21 protein-coding genes and 1 tRNA gene are annotated in these 20,353 nt (G+C 72.5%); 11 read left to right on the forward strand and 11 right to left on the reverse strand.

Annotated elements, in window-relative coordinates:
- Positions 1–13: 13 nt before the first annotated feature.
- Both K1X13_RS05095 and K1X13_RS05100 read left to right on the forward strand, forming a co-directional pair.
- Positions 14–922: a hypothetical protein gene (locus K1X13_RS05095; protein ID WP_221023898.1), complete on the forward strand. Its 909-nt coding sequence runs from the start codon at positions 14–16 to the stop codon at positions 920–922.
- Between the two features lie 52 nt (positions 923–974).
- On the forward strand, positions 975–1,649 hold the full coding sequence (locus tag K1X13_RS05100) for a LysE family translocator (protein WP_221023899.1): 675 nt from the start codon (positions 975–977) through the stop codon (positions 1,647–1,649).
- 42 nt (positions 1,650–1,691) lie between these two features.
- Here the strand turns inward: K1X13_RS05100 and K1X13_RS05105 are convergent, their stop codons facing one another.
- The gene (locus K1X13_RS05105; RefSeq protein ID WP_221023900.1) at positions 1,692–2,507 is read right to left on the reverse strand and encodes an MBL fold metallo-hydrolase; all 816 of its coding nucleotides are present in this window, start codon (positions 2,505–2,507) and stop codon (positions 1,692–1,694) included.
- Between the two features lie 107 nt (positions 2,508–2,614).
- Between K1X13_RS05105 and K1X13_RS05110 the strand changes: the two genes are divergently transcribed.
- Genes K1X13_RS05110 through K1X13_RS05125 form a run of 4 tightly spaced genes read left to right on the forward strand, consistent with a single transcriptional unit; the run spans position 2,615 to position 5,739 of the window.
- Positions 2,615–3,439 (forward strand): SURF1 family protein, encoded by an 825-nt coding sequence (locus K1X13_RS05110; RefSeq protein WP_221023901.1) that lies wholly within the window; start codon positions 2,615–2,617, stop codon positions 3,437–3,439.
- Positions 3,436–3,810 carry a DUF3817 domain-containing protein gene (locus K1X13_RS05115; RefSeq protein ID WP_221023902.1) on the forward strand — a complete coding sequence of 125 codons (375 nt, stop codon included), beginning with the start codon at positions 3,436–3,438 and terminating at the stop codon, positions 3,808–3,810. The genes K1X13_RS05110 and K1X13_RS05115 overlap by 4 nt, the downstream gene beginning before the upstream one ends.
- A gap of 7 nt (positions 3,811–3,817) precedes the next feature.
- The gene (locus tag K1X13_RS05120) at positions 3,818–4,678 is read left to right on the forward strand and encodes a patatin-like phospholipase family protein (RefSeq protein WP_221023903.1); all 861 of its coding nucleotides are present in this window, start codon (positions 3,818–3,820) and stop codon (positions 4,676–4,678) included.
- Positions 4,675–5,739, forward strand: coding sequence for a lysophospholipid acyltransferase family protein (locus tag K1X13_RS05125; RefSeq protein WP_221023904.1), 1,065 nt, complete (start codon positions 4,675–4,677; stop codon positions 5,737–5,739). The genes K1X13_RS05120 and K1X13_RS05125 overlap by 4 nt, the downstream gene beginning before the upstream one ends.
- 45 nt (positions 5,740–5,784) lie before the next feature.
- Here the strand turns inward: K1X13_RS05125 and K1X13_RS05130 are convergent, their stop codons facing one another.
- Complete coding sequence (locus K1X13_RS05130; RefSeq protein WP_221023905.1) at positions 5,785–6,483, reverse strand: apolipoprotein A1/A4/E family protein; 699 nt, start codon at positions 6,481–6,483, stop codon at positions 5,785–5,787.
- A gap of 191 nt (positions 6,484–6,674) precedes the next feature.
- Between K1X13_RS05130 and K1X13_RS05135 the strand changes: the two genes are divergently transcribed.
- Entirely contained in the window at positions 6,675–7,202 is a 528-nt protein-coding gene (locus K1X13_RS05135; protein ID WP_221023906.1) for a peptidylprolyl isomerase, read from the forward strand.
- 128 nt (positions 7,203–7,330) lie between these two features.
- The gene (locus tag K1X13_RS05140; RefSeq protein WP_221023907.1) at positions 7,331–8,110 is read left to right on the forward strand and encodes a rhomboid family intramembrane serine protease; all 780 of its coding nucleotides are present in this window, start codon (positions 7,331–7,333) and stop codon (positions 8,108–8,110) included.
- A gap of 58 nt (positions 8,111–8,168) precedes the next feature.
- Here the strand turns inward: K1X13_RS05140 and K1X13_RS05145 are convergent, their stop codons facing one another.
- Together K1X13_RS05145 and K1X13_RS19580 are read right to left on the reverse strand one after the other, a co-directional pair.
- The gene (locus K1X13_RS05145; protein WP_221023908.1) at positions 8,169–8,582 is read right to left on the reverse strand and encodes a VOC family protein; all 414 of its coding nucleotides are present in this window, start codon (positions 8,580–8,582) and stop codon (positions 8,169–8,171) included.
- Between the two features lie 307 nt (positions 8,583–8,889).
- The gene (locus K1X13_RS19580; protein WP_308249403.1) at positions 8,890–9,354 is read right to left on the reverse strand and encodes a cell division protein CrgA; all 465 of its coding nucleotides are present in this window, start codon (positions 9,352–9,354) and stop codon (positions 8,890–8,892) included.
- 107 nt (positions 9,355–9,461) lie between these two features.
- On the opposite strand from K1X13_RS19580, the gene K1X13_RS05155 reads away from it, so the two are divergent.
- Positions 9,462–10,310, forward strand: a complete 849-nt coding sequence (locus K1X13_RS05155; protein ID WP_221023909.1) for a DUF881 domain-containing protein — start codon at positions 9,462–9,464, stop codon at positions 10,308–10,310.
- A 12-nt stretch (positions 10,311–10,322) separates the two neighbouring features.
- Here the strand turns inward: K1X13_RS05155 and pknB are convergent, their stop codons facing one another.
- The 7 genes from pknB to K1X13_RS05190 are packed head-to-tail and all read right to left on the reverse strand — an operon-like array spanning position 10,323 to position 19,160.
- Positions 10,323–12,158, reverse strand: coding sequence for a Stk1 family PASTA domain-containing Ser/Thr kinase (pknB, locus tag K1X13_RS05160; RefSeq protein ID WP_221023910.1), 1,836 nt, complete (start codon positions 12,156–12,158; stop codon positions 10,323–10,325).
- A gap of 2 nt (positions 12,159–12,160) precedes the next feature.
- Positions 12,161–13,627, reverse strand: coding sequence for a Stk1 family PASTA domain-containing Ser/Thr kinase (locus K1X13_RS05165; RefSeq protein WP_221023911.1), 1,467 nt, complete (start codon positions 13,625–13,627; stop codon positions 12,161–12,163).
- On the reverse strand, positions 13,624–15,087 hold the full coding sequence (locus K1X13_RS05170) for a peptidoglycan D,D-transpeptidase FtsI family protein (protein ID WP_221023912.1): 1,464 nt from the start codon (positions 15,085–15,087) through the stop codon (positions 13,624–13,626). Before K1X13_RS05170 ends, K1X13_RS05165 begins: the two co-directional genes overlap by 4 nt.
- Positions 15,084–16,466: an FtsW/RodA/SpoVE family cell cycle protein gene (locus K1X13_RS05175; protein ID WP_221023913.1), complete on the reverse strand. Its 1,383-nt coding sequence runs from the start codon at positions 16,464–16,466 to the stop codon at positions 15,084–15,086. Before K1X13_RS05175 ends, K1X13_RS05170 begins: the two co-directional genes overlap by 4 nt.
- A complete protein-coding gene (locus K1X13_RS05180) occupies positions 16,463–17,938 on the reverse strand; it encodes a protein phosphatase 2C domain-containing protein (protein WP_221023914.1) in 1,476 nt (491 codons plus the stop codon). The genes K1X13_RS05175 and K1X13_RS05180 overlap by 4 nt, the downstream gene beginning before the upstream one ends.
- 12 nt (positions 17,939–17,950) lie before the next feature.
- Positions 17,951–18,433 (reverse strand): FHA domain-containing protein FhaB/FipA, encoded by a 483-nt coding sequence (locus tag K1X13_RS05185; RefSeq protein ID WP_221023915.1) that lies wholly within the window; start codon positions 18,431–18,433, stop codon positions 17,951–17,953.
- Positions 18,426–19,160 (reverse strand): FHA domain-containing protein, encoded by a 735-nt coding sequence (locus K1X13_RS05190; RefSeq protein WP_221023916.1) that lies wholly within the window; start codon positions 19,158–19,160, stop codon positions 18,426–18,428. Before K1X13_RS05190 ends, K1X13_RS05185 begins: the two co-directional genes overlap by 8 nt.
- A gap of 248 nt (positions 19,161–19,408) precedes the next feature.
- Here K1X13_RS05190 and K1X13_RS05195 point away from each other — a divergent pair.
- Both K1X13_RS05195 and K1X13_RS05200 read left to right on the forward strand, forming a co-directional pair.
- Positions 19,409–19,492: transfer RNA gene (locus K1X13_RS05195), tRNA-Leu, on the forward strand.
- A 227-nt stretch (positions 19,493–19,719) separates the two neighbouring features.
- Positions 19,720–20,319 (forward strand): hypothetical protein, encoded by a 600-nt coding sequence (locus tag K1X13_RS05200; RefSeq protein WP_221023917.1) that lies wholly within the window; start codon positions 19,720–19,722, stop codon positions 20,317–20,319.
- Positions 20,320–20,353: the final 34 nt, after the last annotated feature.

Here is a 20,353-nt window from a genome sequence, read left to right on the forward strand (position 1 = left end):
CGTCCCCGACGGCGTGCTCTTCGAGGCACTCCGGCACGTGCCCGACGAGGCCGCCGTGGCCACCGTGACCGACTTCGACCGGGTCCGGGCGCGTCTCGGGGTCCCCGACCTGACGAGCGCGGACCTGATGACCGACCGGTTCCGGTTCTGGGAGCAGGCGCCCGGCGCGGCCGTCCTGCTCCACGAGGGGCGGCTGCGCGACCAGAACTCGCTGTTCGAGCTCGACTACGGCTTCACCCAGGACGACGTGGACTGGGAGCTCGGTTTCACGGGGAACAACACCTCCGGCTTCGTGCTCGGCTTCCGGCCCGACCTGGACATGGGCCCGGTGCGCACGGCGGTCGCGGACGGGGCCGGACCGCTCGCCGGGGCCACCGTCCTGGCCGAGGAGCACCTGCTCGTCTCCGGCGACGCCGCACCGACGGACGCGCAGAGCTGGGCGGACGAGCCCTGGACGGCCGCGGCGGGCGCGCAGCCCGCCGACTCCTACTACCTGCGCTCGGGGCGGGACGCCTGCATCCCGCTCGAGGACACGCTGGGCGGGGAGGCGACGGTCGAGGACCAGGAGCGGGTGCTCGACCGGGCGGACCTCCGGAGCCTGGACCGCATCGACGCGGTCGCGCTCGCGTTCACCGGCCCGGCGACCGCGCTCGCCCTGCTCTCCTACGCCGCTCCGCCGGCCCAGGACGAGGTGAACCGGCGGGCCGCGCTCGGCGACGCCTGGCCCGGGTCGGACGACAGCGCCGCCTACGCCGACGGGTTCACCTCCGCGACCGCCCTCCCGGTGACCGGGGACCCGGTCGGGGTGATCCGGCTCGCCGTGCGCAACCCCCGCGCGGCGGCCGCGGTGGCCTTCGGCGACCTGCTCCCCTTCGCGGTCTGCGGCGACGTCAGGCTGCTGCCCGAGCCGACCGGTCTGTAGCGGCGGGGAAAACGCCGCGACCGTACGGCGCGGCGCTGGGAGACTCGGCGGCATGGACCTGACCACCTCGCTCCCGGCGTTCGTGCTCGCCGTGGTCCTGATCTCGGCCTCCCCCGGGCCGGCGATGGCGCTGATCCTCCGGCGGGCGGCGTTGTACGGGTTCCGCGGCGCGGTGCCCACCGTGCTCGGGCTCGAGCTCGGCCTCTACCTGTGGGCACTGGCCGCGGGGGCAGGCTTCGCTGCTCTGGTCGCGGCGTCCGAGGCGGCCTACCTGGTGCTCCGCGTCCTCGGCGCCGGTGTCCTCCTGTACCTGGGGTTGCGGGCCTGGCGGGGCGCCTGGCGGATCCGCCGGGCCCGCACCACAGGCGGACCCCAGGCGGCCGAGCGGCCGTCCGGCCCGGCCGGTGTCCCCGTGGCCGGGGGCTGCGGGCCGGTCCGCGCCTTCACCGAGGGGACGGTCGTGCAGCTCGCCAACCCCAAGGCGGCGGTGTTCCTGATGGCCTTCTACCCGCAGTTCGTGCCGGCCGACCAGCCGTTGTTCACGGCCACCGCGGCGCTCGCCCTGCTCCAGGTCACGCTCGAGACCATGCTCTACCTGGGCCTGGCCGCCGGCGTCGCCCGTGCGGGCGCGTGGTTCCGCCGGCCCCGGGTGCGGCAGCGGCTCGAGGTGGTCAGCGGCGCGGTGCTCGTCGCGCTCGGCCTCCGGGTCGCGTCCAGCGGCCCCTGACCCGACCGCCTCCTGACCCGACCGCCGCTGGACGGCGGACCGCTACTCGGTGACTCCGGCCAGCGCGTCGAGCTCGGTCGCGTCGTGCGCGGAGAACATCGTCACCTCGTCGCCGTGGTCGGCGTGCAACGTGCGCAGCCGCTCCTGGTTCGCGAGCCGGGCCGGCCGGTCCATCTCCACCAGCCGCTGGAACCCGCGCAGCCCCGCCGGGCAGGACGGCGGCCGCTGCTTCTCGGCGTGGAAGAAGTAGGCGTCCCCGCAGTGCAGGAACCATCCGCCGCCCGGCCGGCGTACCGCCACCGCCGCGTGGCCGCGGGTGTGCCCGCGCAGCGGCACGAGCAGGACATCGTCGCCGACCACCGAGACCGACTCGAAGCCGAACCACGACTCCCCGCCGGCGGCGGTGTGCTCCACCCAGTCCGGGTCGTGAGCCCACTGGGCGGGGACGTAGCGCCCCTTCTCCTTCGCGCTGGTCCGGTCCCGGGCCGCGTCGAGCTCCTCCCCGAGCACGTGCACGGAGGCGCCCGGGAAGTCCCCGATCCCGCCGGCGTGGTCGAGGTCGAGGTGGGTGACCACGACGTCGCGCACGTCCTCGGCGGCGAACCCGAGCGCGCGGACCCGCGCCAGCGCGGTCTCGGCCGGATCGAGCAGGGCGCCGGTGGCGGCCACGAACGGGCGGCCCAGCCGTCGCGGGTCGGCGACGTCCGCGGTGCCGAGCCCGGTGTCGACGAGCGTGAGGCCACGATCCGACTCGACGAGCAGGCAGTGCGCGACGAGCCGGGGCACCATCAGCGAACGGACCCGCCCGGCGGGTGGGCACATCGTGGCGCAGTTGAGGTGGTGCACGCGGCTGGTCACCGGACCATCCTGACCCAGTCCCGTTCGCCTGTCAGGCAGCACGCGCCCGGGCCGGTGCGGCCGGACCGCCGCCCCCGGCCCACCGGAGCCTCCGTAGGCTGACCTGCGTGAACGGTGCGGGACTGGCGGCGGTGCGCGTGGTGCTCGCGCCCCGGCTCCTGCTGCTGCACCTGCTCGCCCTGGTCGCGGTCGGCGCCGCGGTCGGCCTCGGCCTCTGGCAGCTGGACGCCTGGCAGACCCGGCGGGACGCCGAGGCGGCCGACCTGGCCGACGCCCGCGCTCTCCCGCTGCAGCAGGTGATGGGCCCCGACGCCCCCTACCCCGCCGACGCCATCGGCCGGCCGGTCGAGCTCGCCGGCGAGTGGGTGCCCGAGGCGACCTTCTACGTCTCCGGTCGCCGGCTCGAGGAGCGCACGGGATTCTGGGCCGTCACGCCCCTCGCCGTCTGCGGCACCGACTGCGCGAAGGCCCCCGCCATGCTCGTCGTACGCGGCTGGACCCCCGACCCGGCCGCGCCTCCGCCGCGGGGGCGGGTGGACCTGACCGGCTGGCTGCAGCCGCCCGAGGGCTCCGGCCGGCAGGACCCGGACCCCGCGGACGACGTCCTGGTGGAGCTGCGGGTCGCCGACGCCATCCAGCGCGTCGACCAGGACCTGTACGGCGCCTACGTGATCCAGCGGACCGCGGAGCCCGCTGCCGGGGGCACCGGCACGAGCCCCGGCACCAGCACCGGCGCGGACGCTTCCCTGGAGCCGGTCACGCCGGACTCGCTCCCGGAGCCCGAGACGTTCACCGCGCTGCGCAACCTGCTCTACGCGCTCGAGTGGTGGGTCTTCGCGGCGTTCGCGCTGTTCGTGTGGTGGCGCTGGGTCCGCGACGAGCTCCACGCCGCGCGAGCGCCCGGGTCGGCTGAGGTACCGTCGAGCACGTGAAAGCAGCACTCGGGCCCTACCGGGCCATGGCCACGATCGTCGGCGTCCTCCTGATCATCCTGTGCCTGATCGGCCTCCCCCTGCACTACCTCTCCCCGGAGGGCAGCCAGGCGGAGGCGATCGGCGACGGGATCTCCCAGTACCTCGGCGTGGCGCACGGCTGGCTCTACATGATCTTCCTCATCGCGGCGTTCGTGCTCTCCCGCCGGGCCGGCTGGGACCTGCGGTTCACCGCGGTCACCCTGCTGCTCGGCACCGTGCCGGTCCTGTCCTTCTGGGCCGAGCACCGCGCCACCCGCGACGTCCGTGCCCGGATCGCGGCGGAGTCCGCCGGGACCGCGGTCGCCACGGGTACGTCGACCGGCCGCTGAGCCCGCGATGACCGCGCCGGACACCGACCGGACCGACCACCGGCCCCGGATCGCCTTCGTCCTCGGCGGCGGCGGTGTGATGGGCGCGGTCGAGGTGGGCATGCTCCGCGCGCTCGAGGAGGCGGGCATCGTCCCGGACATCATCCTCGGCACCTCGGTCGGCGCCCTGAACGGCGCTCTCGTCGCGGCCGACCCCTCCCCCGGCGTGATCGACCGGCTGGTGGCCCTGTGGGAGAGCGCCGCCGGCGGCCGGGAGGTGTACGGCGACGGGCCCGTGCGCCAGGTGACGCGCGCCGTACGCACCGGCACCCACCTGCACTCGGCGAAGCCGCTGCGTGCGCGGCTCCAGCAGGAGCTCGACGACCTCACCTTCGACGAGCTGGCGATCCCGTTCCAGTGCTGCGCGGCGAGCATCGAACGGGCCGCCGAGCACTGGTTCACGTCGGGCCGGGTGGTCGACGCGGTGGTCGCCTCCGCCGCGGTGCCCGGGCTGCTCCGGCCGGCCAAGGTCGACGGCCAGCACTACCTCGACGGCGGCATCGTGAACTCGATCCCGGTGGGCCGGGCGGTCGCCTGCGGCGCCGACGTGATCTACGTGCTCCAGGTGGGCCGGGTCGACCGGCCGCTGACCCCGCCGCGCCGCCCGTGGGAGGTCGCCCGGGTGTCGTTCGAGATCGCGCGGCGGCACCGCTTCCACCGCGAGATGGCCGAGCTGCCCCCGCACGTCCGGGCCCACGTGCTGCCCACCGGCGGGTCCGGCGGCGCCGACGACTCGCTGTTGTCCTACCGGGACTTCTCCGCGGTGCTCCGGCGGATCGACGCCGCCTACGAGGCGACGAAGGTGTACCTGAAGGAGCACACGCCGTGACCACGGTTCTGCGCCGGGCGGTGATGGGGCCGGCGGTGGTCGCGCTGACCGCGCTGCTGCTGACCACCGTGCCGCTGTGGGTGCTCGGCGCGGCGCTGCTCTCCCCGCTGGTGCCCGGCCGGCTCCGGCCGCTGCGGCTGTTCTGGCTGGTGCTGCTGCACCTGATGCTGGAGACCGTGATGCTGGTCGAGCTGTTCGGCCTGTGGATCGCCTCCGGCTTCGGCTACTTCATCCGGCGGCCGTTCTTCGAGCGGATCCACTACGACATCGCGCAGACCTACCTGATCGTGTTCTTCCGCGAGGCCCGCCGGGTGCTGCGGCTCAAGATCGTCACCGAGGGTCCCACCCCCGACGCCTTCCCGGGCCACCCGCTGCTGGTCTGCTCCCGGCACGCCGGCCCCGGCGACTCGTTCACGGTGATGTACGCGCTGATGCACTGGTACGGCCGGGAGCCGCGGGTGGTGCTCAAGGACACCCTGGCCTGGGACCCGGCGATCGACGTGCTCCTCAACCGGGTGCCGAGCCGGTTCATCTCCCCGCACCCCAAGGGCGGGTCCGCCGGGGACGTGCTGGAGCAGCAGATCGGGGAGCTCGCCCGGAACCTCGACGAGAACGACGCGTTCGTGATCTTTCCCGAGGGCGGCAACTTCACCCCGGAGCGGCGCCGACGGGCGATCGAGAAGCTCCGCCGCCTCGGTCTGGAGGCGATGGCGCGCCGGGCCGAGCGGATGCAGAACGTGCTGGCCCCCCGGCCCGGGGGCTTCCTGGCGGCGCTCGACGCCGCGCCCGAGGCCGACGTGGTCCTGGTCGCGCACACCGGGCTGGACCACCTGCTCACCGTCGCCGACCTGTGGCGCGAGCTGCCGATGGACAAGCAGATCATCATGCGCTGGTGGCGGGTCCCGCGTGAGGAGATCCCGGAGGGGCGCGAGGCCCGGATCGACTGGTTGTTCTCCCAGTGGGAGGCGATCGACCGCTGGGTCGAGGAGCACCGCCCGGTGGACCTGCCGCCGAGGCGCCCGCGCGGCCCCCGCAAGCCCCGGACACAGCAGACCGCCTGAACCCCGTGGGGTCCAGGCGGCCTGTCGTACTGGGTGGGAGTCGGGTCAGGAGTCCTTGTCCTCGACCCGGATCTCCTCGACCGGGTTGTCCGGCGTGCTCGCGCTGTGCGGATGCTCGGCGGCGTCCGCGGCGGCCTCGTCCGGTGCGGCGGCGGCCTCGTCGCGAGCCTGCGCCGCCGCGGCGGCGGCAGCCGCGGTGCCCATCGGGGTGTCGTCGGCCGGCGTCGGCGTGGAGGCCGGGGTCGGGGTGTACGACGACTGCCAGGCCGTGCTCGCCTGCCGGTCCGAGAGCTTCTTCGCCACGAACGCGGCGATCCCGCCGAGCCCGAGCAGCACCAGGAAGGTGCGCAGCTTGTGCGACTCCTTCTTCTTCTTCGGCGCCTCCACCTCGCCCTTCAGCGCGGCCGCGGTGGCGAGCCCCCGCCTCTTGGCCTCGGTGCGCGCCTCCTCGGTGGCCTCGGAGGCGGCGGCGACGGCCGCGGTGAGCACGGGCAGCACGTCGCTGGTGAACTTGTCGCGGGCGGTGTCGATCGCCGGGGTGGCCTTCTCCCGTGCCTCCTCGAACACGGTGGTGCCCTTCTCCCTGGCCTCCGCGAGGACCGGGGCGGCCTTCTCACGGGCGTCCGCGATCACCGGGGCGGCCTTCTCACGGGCAGACTCGACGTGGGGCGCGATCTTGTCCGCGAGCTCGCTCGCGTGCTCGCGCATCTTCTGCGACTTCGTCTTCGGCTTCGACTTCAGCATCGTCGAGGGTGTCCTCTCTTCGTTGTCTCCAGGAGTTCATGCCCGCTGTAGCCCCGATCATGCCGGTAACGTGAGGTGAATCAAACCCGGTCCACGTCAAAGGTTCCCGGCCGTAGAGCCCTGGGACGGGGCGGTTTGAGGGCCGTGGGAAGATCGGGGCGACTCGTGACCGCGAACCGAAAGGCAGCACCATGGCCGCCGAAGACCTCTGGGCAACCCTCAAGACGAACCGTGGCGACATCGTCGTACACCTGTTCCCCAACCACGCCCCCACGACGGTGGAGAACTTCGTCGGGCTGGCCGAGGGCACCAAGGAGTACTCCGACCCCAAGACCGGCCAGCCGACCACCGGCCGGTTCTACGACGGGCTCGGCTTCCACCGCGTGATCGACGGCTTCATGATCCAGGGCGGCTGCCCGCTCGGCACCGGCACCGGCGGCCCGGGATACACCTTCAAGGACGAGTTCCACCCGGAGCTGTCCTTCAACAAGCCGTACCTGCTCGCGATGGCCAACGCCGGCCCGGGCACCAACGGCTCGCAGTTCTTCATCACCGTCACGCAGACCCCGCACCTCAACAACCGCCACACCATCTTCGGTGCGGTCGAGGACGCCGACAGCCAGGCCGTGGTCGACAAGATCGCCACCACCAAGACCGGTGCGGGCGACCGCCCCGTCGAGCCCGTGGTGATCGAGCAGGTCGAGGTGGAACGGCGCTGAGCACGCCACCGTCTGACTCCTCGCCGGCCGGGGCGCCCTCGTCGGGCGCTCCGGCCTGCTACCGGCACAAGGACCGCGAGACGCACATCACCTGCCAGCGGTGCGGGCGGCCGATCTGCCCCGACTGCATGCGGCAGGCCTCGGTCGGCTTCCAGTGCCCGGACTGCGTCGCCGAGGGCGCGCGGTCGACGCGGTCGGGCCGCACGGCGTACGGCGGCAGCCGCTCCACCAACCCGGCGCTCACCTCGCAGGTCCTGATCGCGGTCAACGTCGCGGTCTGGCTGCTGATCACCGCCACCGGCGGTGCCGCCAGCGTGTGGGTCGACCGGCTTGCGCTGCTGCCCGACGGCGCGCTCTTCCGGCTCTCCGACGGGAGCCTGCTCCAGATCGACGGCGTCGCGGACGGCGCCTACTGGCAGCTGCTCACCTCGATGTTCACCCACGTCCAGCTGATGCACATCGGGTTCAACATGCTCGCCCTGTGGTTCCTCGGGCCGCAGCTCGAGGCCGCGGTCGGGCGGGCACGCTTCCTGACGCTCTACCTGCTCTCCGGCATGGTCGGCAGCGTCTTCGTCTACTGGCTCTCCCCCGAGCACAGCTCGACCGTCGGTGCGTCCGGTGCGATCTTCGGGCTGATGGGCGCGCTGCTCGTCATCGCCATCAAGGTGAAGGCCGACTACAGCCAGATCCTGCTGTGGCTCGGCCTGAACGTCGCGATCACCGTCTTCGGGCGCGGCCTCATCTCCTGGCAGGGCCACCTCGGTGGCCTCATCGGTGGCGTGCTGATCGCGCTGGTGCTGGCCTACAGCCCGCGCAAGCGCCGCGGCACCTGGCAGGCGGCCGGTCTCGGAACCCTGGCCGTGCTGGTCCTGCTGGGCGTGCTCGCCCGCACGGTCACCCTGGTCTGACCCCCGCCCCGGTCCGGGCGCCTGCTGCACAGCGGCGCCCGGACCGGGGTCGCGTGCGTCAGGAGCCGCCGCCGGCGATGTTGACCAGCCAGCTGACGCCGTACCGGTCGACGCACATCCCGAAGGTGTCGCCCCACGGCGCGGGCTCCAGGGGCATGGTCACCGTGCCGCCGTCGGCGAGCTTCTCCCAGTAGCCGCGCAGTTCGCCGTCGTCGTCGCCGCTCAGCGAGATCGAGTAGTTGTCGCCCGGCGTGTAGGCCATCGAGTTCGGCGTGTCCGCGCCCATCAGCACCAGCCCGTTCTCCGTGACGAGCATCGAGTGCATGATCTTGTCCTGCTCGGCAGGGTCGCCGGCCTGGAACTCGGCGAAGGTGCTGCGGGTCAGCTCGCCGCCGAACACCGAGTGGTAGAAGTCCATCGCCTCCCGGGCGTTGTCGCGGAAACCGAGGTAGGGGTTGAGTCGGGTGGGCATGCTGCCTCCTCGCCTGGTGGACGGTCCTGTCCCTGGGTGGACCCCGGTCGACGCGGTAAGTCATCGGTGCCTGTGGACAGGGCCGTCTTTCCACAGGTGTGTCTGTCCCCAACTGTGGGTAAAACGTGTGCACACACGGGATCTCCGCGGTCCACAGTTGTCCACACTGGGGATAAGTACTGTGGATGAAACTACAGACGTGTCATTTCTTGTGGTGCCGCCGTGGGCAGCCCTCGAAGCACAGAAAAACCGCCGCCGACCTCACGGTCGACGGCGGCCTCACGTTCTGGGGGAGGAGGCTCCCCGGTCACTCCCAGCGGGTGGCGTAGACGAACCCGACGGCCATGAAGCCGATGCCCACCACCAGGTTGTACTGCTCGAGGGCCGCGATCACCGGGATGCCCATCGTCCCGCCGGCGATGTAGTAGAGCACGATCCACACCAGGCCGATCAGGAAGCAGCCGAGCATCCCGACCACGACGCCGCGGCCGCGGCCGAGCGGGGTGGCGGGGTTCGCGGCGAGCGCCAGCCCGAGGAAGATCAGCAGGAACCCGATCAGGAAGTTCCAGCGGCCGAGGTCGCCCATCCAGGTCAGCTTCTCGCCGTCCTGAGCCACGTTGAGGTAGACCACCATCCAGGCGATGCCCAGGAGTGCGACGGCGGCGGACAGCGCGGTGCGGGCGACGGAGGTCGTCGGCCCGTCGTGGGCCGTGGGCCGGCCCTTCGATGCGGTTCCGCGGGCGTGCGCCTTGCTGCGGCTCGAGTCGGACACCTGTGAGCTCCTTGGTACTGACGGTGGGATGGTCCCTGGGGACTGTCGGATAGCGTAGTCGGGGACAGTCTTCCCCACGAAAGCACACTCGAGATGGCCGACCCGCGATGAGCACACCGCACCGCCCGCGTCGCCCCTCCCTGCTCACCCGGGAGACGTGGAGCCGACGCATCGCCGCGGCCCGCCGGATCCGGTCCGAGACCTTCCGGGATCGCGCGCTGGCCTGGCGGCTGCTCGTGCCCACGGTGTTCCTGCTCGCGGGCGCCCTGTTCGTGACCAGTGCGGTGAGCTCCGACGGCACGGACCTCCGGGCCGGCCGGTACGGCGACCTCAGCACCGTCGTGCAGCAGCAGAAGGAGGAGACCGACGAGCTCCGGGCCGAGGCGAACGCCCTCTCCGCGGAGGTGGAGCGGCTCTCGGCGCGGCTGCAGGACACCGACGTCAAGGTGGCCCAGGAGAAGGTGGACGCGCTGCGCGACCCGGCGGGGCTCGAGGAGGCCTCCGGCCCGGCGATCACGGTCACCCTCGACGACGCCCCGCAGGACGTGATCGAGTCCTCCGACCAGGACGCGAACCTGCTCGTGGTGCACCAGCAGGACATCCAGGCGGTGGCCAACGCGCTGTGGGCCGGCGGGGCGGAGGCGATGACCATCCAGGGCCAGCGGGTGATCTCCACGACCGGCATCAAGTGCGTGGGCAACACCGTGGTCCTGCACGGCATCCCGTACTCCCCGCCGTACGTCATCACCGCGGTCGGGGACCCGTCCTCGATGTACACCAGCCTCGACGAGAACCCCTACATCCAGGGCTACCAGACCTGGGTGGACCGGTTCGACCTCGGCTGGGACGTCGAGCTCGAGGGCGAGGTCGAGCTGCCCGCGTACGAGGGGACGCTCGACCTCGACTACGCCCGACCGGCCGGCGGGACCGGCGCCGGCACCGACGGCGACCTCTGACCCGGACTCCGGCTACGGCGAGGGGCTCGGGGAGACCGAGAACGCGCCCTGGTCCTGCGTCGGGGTCTCCGTCGGCGTCTCGGTCGGCGTCTCCGTGGGCGTCTCGGTCGGGGTCTCCGTGGGCGTCTCGGTCGGCGTGGGCGACTCGGTGGGGGTCGGCTCCACGTAGTCGGACACGACGATCGTCACGGTGGTCCCCTCCGGCTGCGTCGAGAACGCCTCCGGGGTCTGGGAGAGCACCGTGCCCCGCTCGGCGCGGGTCTCGGAGTCGAAGTCGACGTTGACGTTGAACCCGGCGTTCTCGAGCTTGGAGGTGGCCCGGCTCTGCATCAGGCCCACCACGCTCGGCACCTCCTCGGGTCCGTCGGAGTAGACCACGGTGACCCGGGTGCCGACCGAGATGCTGGTCGCCGGGCGCGGGTCGGAGTCGATCACGACGTCGGCGTCGGCGTCGGACTCCGCCTCGACGAGCTTGACCTTGAGCCCGAGCTCCTCCAGCTCGTCCTTCGCGTCGTCCTTGTCGTCGCCGAGCACGTCGGGCATCACCACGTCCGGCTGGCCGGTGGAGATCAGGACGTCGACCGGGTCGCCGGCGGGCAGGAACTCGCCGGGCTCGGGGTCCTGGGACACCACGCGGCCCTTGGGCACGTCCTCGGACGCCTCCCGGTCGATCTCGCCGAGCTGCAGGCCCTGGTCCTCGAGCGCCTTCTCGGCCTCCGCCTTGGTCATGTTGAGCACCGTGGGCACCGACCGCTCGTCGGGCCCGGAGCCCAGCAGCATCGGGCCGAAGACCGCAGCCGCCACGAGCAGCGCGAGGATCCCCACCGCGACCAGGGCCAGGGGCCACTTTTTCCGCTTCTTCTCCTCCTCGCCCTCGCCCTCGCCGGCGACCGGTGCGGCGGCGCCGAAGATCGAGGTGGACTCGGACGGACGGTCCTGGGGGAGGAACGTGGTGTCCTCGGGGACGGCCGCGACCGGCGCCACGACCGGCTTCCCCGCGAGGAACCGCTCGATGTCGGCGCGCATCGCCGCCGCGGACTGGTAGCGGTCCTCGACGCGCTTGGCCAGCGACTTCATCACGATCGCGTCGACCTCGGGCGGCAGCTCCGGGTCGAGCGAGGACGGCGGGGCGGCCTGCTCGCGCACGTGCTGGTAGGCCACCGAGACCGGGCTCTCGCCGACGAACGGCGGGCGGCCGGTGAGCAGTTCGTAGAGCAGACAGCCGGTGGAGTACACGTCGCTGCGGGAGTCGACGGTCTCGCCGCGGGCCTGCTCGGGGGAGAGGTACTGCGCGGTGCCGATCACGGCGGCGGTCTGGGTCATCGCCGAGGACGCGTCCGCGATGGCGCGGGCGATGCCGAAGTCCATCACCTTCACGTCGCCGGACGGCGTGAGCATCACGTTGGCGGGCTTGATGTCGCGGTGGACGATGCCGGCGCGGTGGCTGTAGTCGAGGGCGGCGAGGACGCCGGAGGTGATCTCGAGGGCGCGCTCGGGGAGGATCTTGCGACCCTCGCGGAGGATCTCGCGCAGCGTGCGGCCGGCGACGTACTCCATGACGATGTAGGGCTGCGCGACGTCGGTGCCGTCGGTCGACATCTCCTCGCCGGTGTCGTAGACCGCGACGATGGCCGGGTGGTTCAGCGAGGCCGAGGACTGCGCCTCGCGCCGGAAGCGGGCCTGGAAGGTCGGGTCGCTGGCGAGGTCGGTGCGCAGCCGCTTGACGGCGACGATCCGGCCGAGCCGGACGTCGTTGCCCTTGCGGACCTCGGCCATGCCGCCGCGACCGAGCATCTCGCCGAGCTCGTAGCGCCCGCCGATCCGGTGTGGTTCGTGTCCGCTGGTCATCGCTAGTGCTTGCCCTTCGCCTTGCCGGGGTGGCTCTTGTCGCCGTCCTTGCCGTGATCCTTGTCCTCGGCCTTGTCGGCGTCCCCCTGGACCAGGTCCTCCTCGACCTCGTCCTCCTCGTCCGGCACCTGGTAGGCGTCGTAGACGCCGACGTAGATGGTCGCGTCGGGCGGGACCCGGCCGTCCGGGTCGAGCCAGGCGACGGTGCCCTTCTCGTCCTCCGCGGACTCGGCGGCGACCGGCTGCTCCTGCACGGAGAGGCCGGCCTCCTCGATCTCCTTCTCGACCTCGCCGAACGGGCGCCCGATGTAGTCGGACTCGGGCAGCCGCACCCGGCCGTCGGTGGCCTCCGCGGGCTCGTCGTCCGCCGCGGCGGCCGGTTCCTGGGTCGCGGCGGGAGCCGGGTCGTCCTCGCGGGCGACGGCGTTGATGCCGAGGACCAGCAGCAGCACGGCCACCGCCGCGGACGCCCAGAGCCACCAGGCCGGCCGCCGACGGCTCTCCCGGCGCTCGGTGGTCTCGTCGCGCGCCACGGTCCCGACGGGCTCGGGCCGCTCGAGCACCTGCGTGCTGTCCGCGTGTGGCACCCCGGCCGCGGCGGCAGCGGTCGGTATGGCGCCGGCGAAGCCCGTGACGGCGCCGCCACGGAGCGCGGTGGCCAGGTCGGCCGCGGTGGCGAACCGGTCCTCGGGGAGCTTGGCGAGCGCCTTGTCCACGACCGCCCGCAGCCGCTCCGGAACGTCGGACGGCAGCGGCGGCACCGGCTCGCGGACGTGCGCGAGCGCCACCGAGATCGGGGTGTCCCGCACGAACGGGCGGTGCCCCGCGAGGCACTCGTAGAGCACCACGCCCAGCGCGTAGACGTCGCTGGCCTCGGTGGCGGGGTAGCCCTCGGCCTGCTCGGGGGAGATGTAGTGCGGGGTGCCGACGATCTGCCCGGTCTGGGTCATCGTGGCGCCGTCGGAGGCACGGGCGATGCCGAAGTCGGTGATCTTGACCGTGCCGTCGGGGGTGACCAGCAGGTTGGCCGGCTTCACGTCGCGGTGCACGATGCCGAGCGCGTGGGCGGCGGCGATCGCGTCCGCGGCCTGCGCCACCAGGTCGGCGGCGTTCCCCGGCGGCATCGGCTCGCCGCCCTGCAGCAGCGCCGAGAGCGGCTGGCCGGGGACGAGCTCCATGACCAGGAACGGACGGCTGCCACCGGAGCCGTCGCCGTTGGCGACCTCGCCGAAGTCGAACACCGACGCAACGTTGACGTGGTGCAGCGACGCGGCATGGCGCGCCTCGGCGGCGAACCGGGCGTGGAACGAGGGGTCGTCGGCGTACTCGTGCTTGAGCACCTTCACCGCGACCTCGCGGTCGAGCAGGGTGTCGGTGGCCCGCCACACCTCGCCCATGCCGCCGGTGGCGATCCGGGAGTCGAGGTGGTAGCGGCCACCGAGCTGTTGCTCGGGACCGGCCTGGCTCACTGGTTGATCACCGCCTCCATCACCCGCTTGGCGATGGGCGCGGCGAGGCCGCTGCCGCTGATCGCGTCGCGGGCGACGCCGGCGTCCTCGATGAGCACCGCGACCGCGACCTCGGGGTCGTCGGCCGGGGCGAAGGAGACGAACCAGGCGTACGGCGGCCGGTCCGCCTCGCTCTGCGCGGTACCGGTCTTGCCGGCCACCTTCATGCCGGGGATCTGCGCGGTGGATCCGGTGCCCTGGTCCACGACCTCGACCATCATCTGGGTCAGGTCGCGGGCCACCGAGGAGCTGACCGCGTTGCGGTAGGGCTCCGGCTCGGCCTTGTCGAGGACGTCGAGGTCGGGGGAGCGGACCTCGTCCACCAAGTAGGGCTTCATCACCGTGCCGCCGTTGGCGATGCCCGCGGAGACCATGGCCATCTGCAGCGGCGTGGCGGCCACGTCGAACTGGCCGATCGCCGACAGCGCGGACTGCGGGGCGTCGGGGTCCTCGGGGAACCGGCTGGCGACCTGGCCGTTGAGGTCGTCGAGGTACTCGTCGCCGAAGCCGAACGCCTCGGCCTGCTCGCGCAGCGCGTCGTCGCCGAGGGTGAGGCCGAGGTAGCCGAAGGAGACGTTGCAGGAGACCATCAGCGCCTGGGTCAGGGTGACCTTGTCGCCGCCGCAGTCGGTGCCGCTCTCGTTGGGCAGGTCGGTGTCGGTCTGCGGGAGGTCGAGGCGGGCCCCGCCCGGGACCAGCGAGTCGGGGTCGTACTGCCCGCTCGACAGCGCCGCCGCCGCGGTGACCAGCTTGAAGGTCGAGCCCGGGGGCAGCACCTCCTGGATGCCGCGGTTGAGCATCGGCCGGTCGGGGTCGCCGGTCAGCTTCTCCCAGGAGCTCGAGATCGTGGACAGGTTGTGCGAGGACAGCCCGCTCGGGTCGTACGACGGGTTCGACACCATCGCCTGGATCGCCCCGGTGGACGGGTCGAGCGCGACGACGCTGCCCTTGACGTCCTTGCCGAGCGCCTGGAGCCCGTCGTACGCCGCGTTCTGCGCCTTGGGGTCGATGGTCAGCGAGACGTCGCCGCCCTTGGGCTGGCTGTTGCCGAAGAGGTCCACGACCCGGTTCACGAAGAGCCGCGGGTCGGAGCCGGAGAGGATGTCGTTCTGGGTGAGCTCCACGGCGTTCCGGCCGTAGGTGTAGGAGTAGTAGCCGGTGAGGTGGGCGTACTTCTCCGGCTGCGAGTAGACCCGCTGGAACTCGAACTGGTCGTTGCTGGGCTTGCTCTGCGCGACCGAGTTGCCGGCGACCAGGATCGCCCCCCGCTCGCGGGAGAACTCCGCGTCGCGGACCCGCTTGTTGTCGTTGCGGGAGTTGAGCTCGTCGGCCTGGAGGTACTGCAGGTAGGTCGAGTTGACCAGCAGCGCCACGAACAGGGCCATGCACACGATCGACATGGTGCGGATCGGCTTGTTCATCGGACCATCACCACCTGGGTGGCGTCATCGTCGGCCGGACCGCTCAGGTCGGGCAGCGGGCGACGCGCCTGGTCGGAGATGCGCAGAAGCAGGGCGATGATGGCCCAGTTCGCGATCAGGGAGGACCCCCCGTAGGACATGAACGGGGTGGTCAGACCCGTGAGCGGGATCAGCTTGGTGACGCCGCCGACGACCACGAAGACCTGGAGCGCGAAGACCACCGCGAGGCCGGTCGCGACCAGCTTGCCGAAGGCGTCGCGGCACACCAGGGCGGTGCGCAGGCCGCGCTCGACGATCAGGCCGTACAGCACGATGATCGCCATGACGCCGGTCAGGCCGAGCTCCTCGCCCATCGCGGCGACGATGAAGTCGGAGTAGGAGAACGGGATCAGGGTCGGGTCACCCTGGCCGAGGCCGCGGCCGACCAGACCGCCCCACGCCTGGCCGTACATGCCCTGCACGATCTGGTAGCTGCTGTCGGAGCTGAACGGGTGGAGCCACGCGTCGAACCGGGCCTGCACGTGGGGGAACAGCAGGTAGCCGACGTAGGCGCCGGCCGCGAACAGCGTGCTGCCGACGACCAGCCAGCCCGGCCGCTCGGTGGCCACGTAGAGCATCACCAGGAACAGGCCGAAGAACAGCAGCGACGAGCCGAGGTCCTGCTGGAAGACCAGGACGCCCAGGCTGACCAGCCACATCACGAGGATCGGGCCGAGGTCGCGGCCGCGCGGGAAGTCGATGCCGGCGAAGCGGCGGCCGGCCAGGGCCAGCGCGTCGCGGTGCAGCACCAGGTAGCCGGCGAAGAACACCACCAGGCAGACCTTGGCGACCTCGCCGGGCTGGAAGCTGAACGGGCCGACGTTGATCCAGATCCGGGCGCCGTTGATCTCGGTGCCCAGCACCGGCAGCAGCGGCATGACCAGCAGCACCAGCGCGGCCAGGCCGGAAGTGTAGGTGAACGCCTGGAGCCGCCGGTGGTCGCGCAGGACCAGCAGCACCCCGATGAAGGTGATCACGCCCAGCGTCATCCAGATCAGCTGGTCGCGGGCGAAGGTGTTGGCGTCGGGGTTCTCGGCGAGCTCGGCCAGGTCGATCCGGTGAATCATCGCGAGGCCGAGCCCGTTCAGGGCGGCGACGACCGGCAGGAGCACCGGGTCGGCGTACGGCGCCACGACCCGGACGACGACGTGGCAGAGCACGCAGAGCACCGCCAGCCAGCCGCCGTACCCGATGAAGTCGGCCGGGACCGCGCCCTCGACCCCGACGCCGACCGCGATGTAGGCGCCGACGCCGACGAGCAGGGACAGGATCAGGAGGAACAGCTCGGCACCGCGGCGGCGCCGGTGGGTGAACCCTCGCAGCGGGTTGACGGAGCTCATGGCGTGGCCTCCACGCAGTCGGGGGGCGCGAGCGTGGGCGAGGGGGACGCAGACGGGCTCGGCTCCGGGGCCTGCGAGGCTCCGGCGGTGGACCGGTCGGTCGGGCTCGCGGTCGGCTCGTCGCTCGCACCGCCGGAGGGCCGGCGGGTCGGCTCCCGGTCGCCCTTGCCGGTGGGCTCGGCGCTGGGGCTCGGCGACGGAGACGGCGACGGCGTGGGGCACACCCGGGCCAGCTCGTTGATGTTCGCCACGATCCTCCGGGCGTCGTCGAGGTCGTCGGCGCTGATACCGTCGCGGACCTGCTCCGCGCGGTACTCCGGCAGCGACTCGAGGGTGACCCGCGAGGTCGAGTGGAGACGGGAGAGCGTGAGGCCCGGCAGGTCGGCCTGGATGCCGCGGAAGATCGCGACCTTCGAGTCGCTCACCGCGACGTAGTACTGCTTCTGGGTCCAGCCGTAGGCGGCCATCGAGCCGAAGGACAGCAGCCCGAGCAGGACCAGCAGGCCCACGACCCAGCGCAGCCAGGTGAAGCGGCGGGGGGCCCGGGGCGCGTAGCGCAGCTCCTCGGGGTCGACCGGCTCACCGGTGCCCGGGACCGGCTCCATCTCGCCGGTGTCACCGCTGCGGTGGCCGCGGAAGAAGCTCTTGGAGGAGGCGCCGGCCCTGCGGGGCTGGTCGGCGGCCGCGCCCACGAGCATCGGGCCGGTGGTGGCGGCCGCCGCGGTCTCCGCGTCTGCGGCGGCAGCGGCCGCGTCGACCACGTCGGCGACGACGCAGGTGATGTTGTCGGTGCTGCCGGCGTCGAGCGACGCCCGGACCAGCTCGACCACCGCGTAGTCCACGGTGCCGGTGCCCAGGATGTCCGCGAGCCGGGCGTTGTCGAGCACCCCGGAGGCGCCGTCGCTGCAGAGCAGGATCCGGTCCCCGGGGGCGAGCTCGAGCAGGAACAGGTCGGGGTCGGTCTCGTGCACCCCGTCGACCGCGCGCAGGATCAGGTTCCGGTGCGGGTGGGTGCGGGCCTCCTCCTCGGTGATCCGCCCCTCGTCGATGAGGCTCTGCACGAAGGTGTGGTCCTTGGTGAGCTGCGAGAGCTCGCCGTCGCGCAGCAGGTAGCCGCGGCTGTCGCCGACGTGGCCGACGCCGATCCGGTTGCCGTCGAAGAGCGCCACGGTGACCGTCGTACTGGTGCCCTCGAGCTCGGGGTCCTCCTCGACCAGCTCGGCGATCCGGTCGTGCGCACGGTGGATCGCCCCGGCCAGCGCCTCCAGCAGGTCGTCGGAGGGGGTGTCGTCGAGCCGGCGCAGGATCTGGACGGCGGTGGAGCTGGCGATGTCACCGCGCGCGGCGCCGCCCACCCCGTCGGCGATGACGAGGAGGTGCTCACCGGCGTAGCCGGAGTCCTGGTTGTCCTTGCGCACGCGTCCGACATCGGACAGCGCGGCGTACCGGAGTCTCAGAGAGGGTGACGTCATAGGGCGGGGAACCTATTTCCGAAGCTCGAGCGTCGTCTTGCCGATCCGGATCGTGGTGCCGAGCTGGATGGTCGCCGGCTGGGAGAGTCGCTGGGTCCCCAGGTAGGTGCCGTTGGTGGAGCCGAGGTCCTCCACGAACCACTGGTCGCCGCTGGCGGCGATCCGCGCGTGGCGCGTGGAGACGTAGTCGTCGTCGAGCCGGATCGCGGCGTCGCTGCCGCGGCCGATCAGCAGCGGGGCGTCGTCGAGGGAGATCGTCTCGCCGGCGTTGGCGCCGTCGACGATCAGCACGTGGGTCGGCGCGCCCCGCGGCCGCTTGGCCGGCTTCGGACGGTTCTTGGCCGCGCGCTTCTGCTCCCGGCGCTCGGCGCGCGGAGTCGTCTCGATCCGTGCGCCGAACATGTCGGAGCGGACCACGGAGATCGCGGACAGCACGAAGATCCACAGGATCGCCAGGTAGGCGAAGCGGATCAGCATCAGGGTGAGCTCAGACATCGGAGCTGCCTTCCCGGGACCGGAGGTAGCGGACGGTCATCGTCGTGTTGCCCACCTTCACCGTGGCACCGTCCTCGAGCGTGGCCTGCTGGACCCGGGCGCCGTTGACGAGCATGCCGTTGGTCGAGCCGAGGTCCACGATGCTCACAGACGGCGCGCCCTCGCCCGGGAACACCCGGATCTCGGCGTGGCGGCGGGACACCCCGGGGTCGTTCACCCGCAGGTCGGCCTCGCTGCCGCGGCCGATGACGAGGCCGGGCGGCTCGAGCGGGTGGCGCATGCCGTTCACCTCGAGCACGACGCTGGCCCGTCGTACGGCGGTGTCCGTGACGCTCGCGCCCGAGGCCGGGGTGACCTTGGCCAGGGCGGCGCTGCGGACCCGGAACCGGCCGGTGCTCAGGTCGTCGGCGGTGTCGAAGGCGATCGAGACCGGCCCGGTGAACACGTAGCTCTGCTCCTCGGCGTGCTCGCGCAGCATCTCGGTGAGCTCGGTGGCCAGCGTCGAGCCGTACGGCGCGAGGCGGGCGTGGTCGGTCGCGGACAGCTCGACGTGGAAGTTGTTGGGGACCAGGCGGCGGTTGCGCGAGAGGATCTGGGCGGAGTTGTCCACCTCGCGCTGGAGCGCGGCGGCGAGCTCGACCGGCTGCACCGCACTGCGGAACGCGCGCGCGAAGGCGCCGGACACGAGCTGCTCGAGCCGGTTCTCGAACCGCGAGAGCACTCCCATCTCCGCCTCCTCTCCTTCGCGTGGTCACTCGGTGGTCCCGTGTCGGGGCATGCCCGAGGTGGGACGCGGGGTCCTGTCGTCGTTATGCCCACATGGGGCCATCGTGAACCCGCCATTGTGCAGGACTCAGCGGCCGGGGGCACATCCGACTGCTCTCGATCGTATCGGTCCGGCGGGTGCGCGACGCCGTCGGATTGACCTCGGTTTGGGTGGGGTCCCTGTCGTGGGATAACCTGAGCCCGCTTCACGCGCGAGTGGCGGAATAGGCAGACGCGCACGGTTCAGGTCCGTGTGCCCGAAAGGGCGTGGGGGTTCAACTCCCCCCTCGCGCACCGCAACCCGGGAGATTTCCCGGGCCCGGAGACCGGGCGACCAGGAGACTGGCCGCCCGGTCTTCGTCGTTCCCGGGGGGATCCGACAAGGGGCACAGTCCGCCGGCGTCGCGTACGCGCCACCATCCCCCGCTGCACGCCGAACCGGCGGCGCCCCGCAAGCAGGTCCGGAGACTGCGGCCCAGGATCCGATTGCGCACGCGGCCGCAACCCGGACCGACCAGGCCATGACCCACGGCCTCGCCACCAAGAGCCGGACCGACCACGTGCGCCGCCAGGTCCGCGGCCCGCACCTGGCCCCGGAGTCGCTGGGGGCGGCCGCGCCGTCCACCACCCCCTCGCAGGCCGCTGCCCCGCACAGCGACAACGGCGTCGTGCGGATGCGCACGCGACGACCCCGGCGCGACGGCGCTACCCGCGTCGGCGCAGTCGTGCCTCTGGACTCGGACAAGCGGGCCAGCCTGGCCAAGCCCCTGGCCGCCCTCGGCTGGGAGAAAACCACCAAGCTGGTCGCCGAGGTCGACGGACATCGTGTCGTGGTCCGAGCCGGAGAGCGGACCGCCGAACGCCCCTGGCTCGTCGCCGTGCGTGTGTCCGCCGGCCGGCTCGGGCTCCCGCCCACCCTCACCGGCGCGCTCGCCGTGGACGGCGGTGACCAGGTCCTCGCCGTCGCGCTGCCGGCCTCAGGTGAACTGCGACTGGTCGCGGCGGCCGATGCCCTCCAGGAGCTGACCGGCGAACTGCAGCCCGACGAGGCCGCCGGCGGGGCGAGCTCTGCCGCCCCGTCCGTACCCAGCACCCGAGTGCGCCCCGCCTTCGGCATGTGACGTGACCGACATATCCACTCACCGGAGGTGATTG

The sequence above is a fragment of the Nocardioides jiangsuensis genome (genome assembly GCF_019679455.1).
GTDB lineage: Bacteria > Actinomycetota > Actinomycetes > Propionibacteriales > Nocardioidaceae > Nocardioides_C > Nocardioides_C jiangsuensis.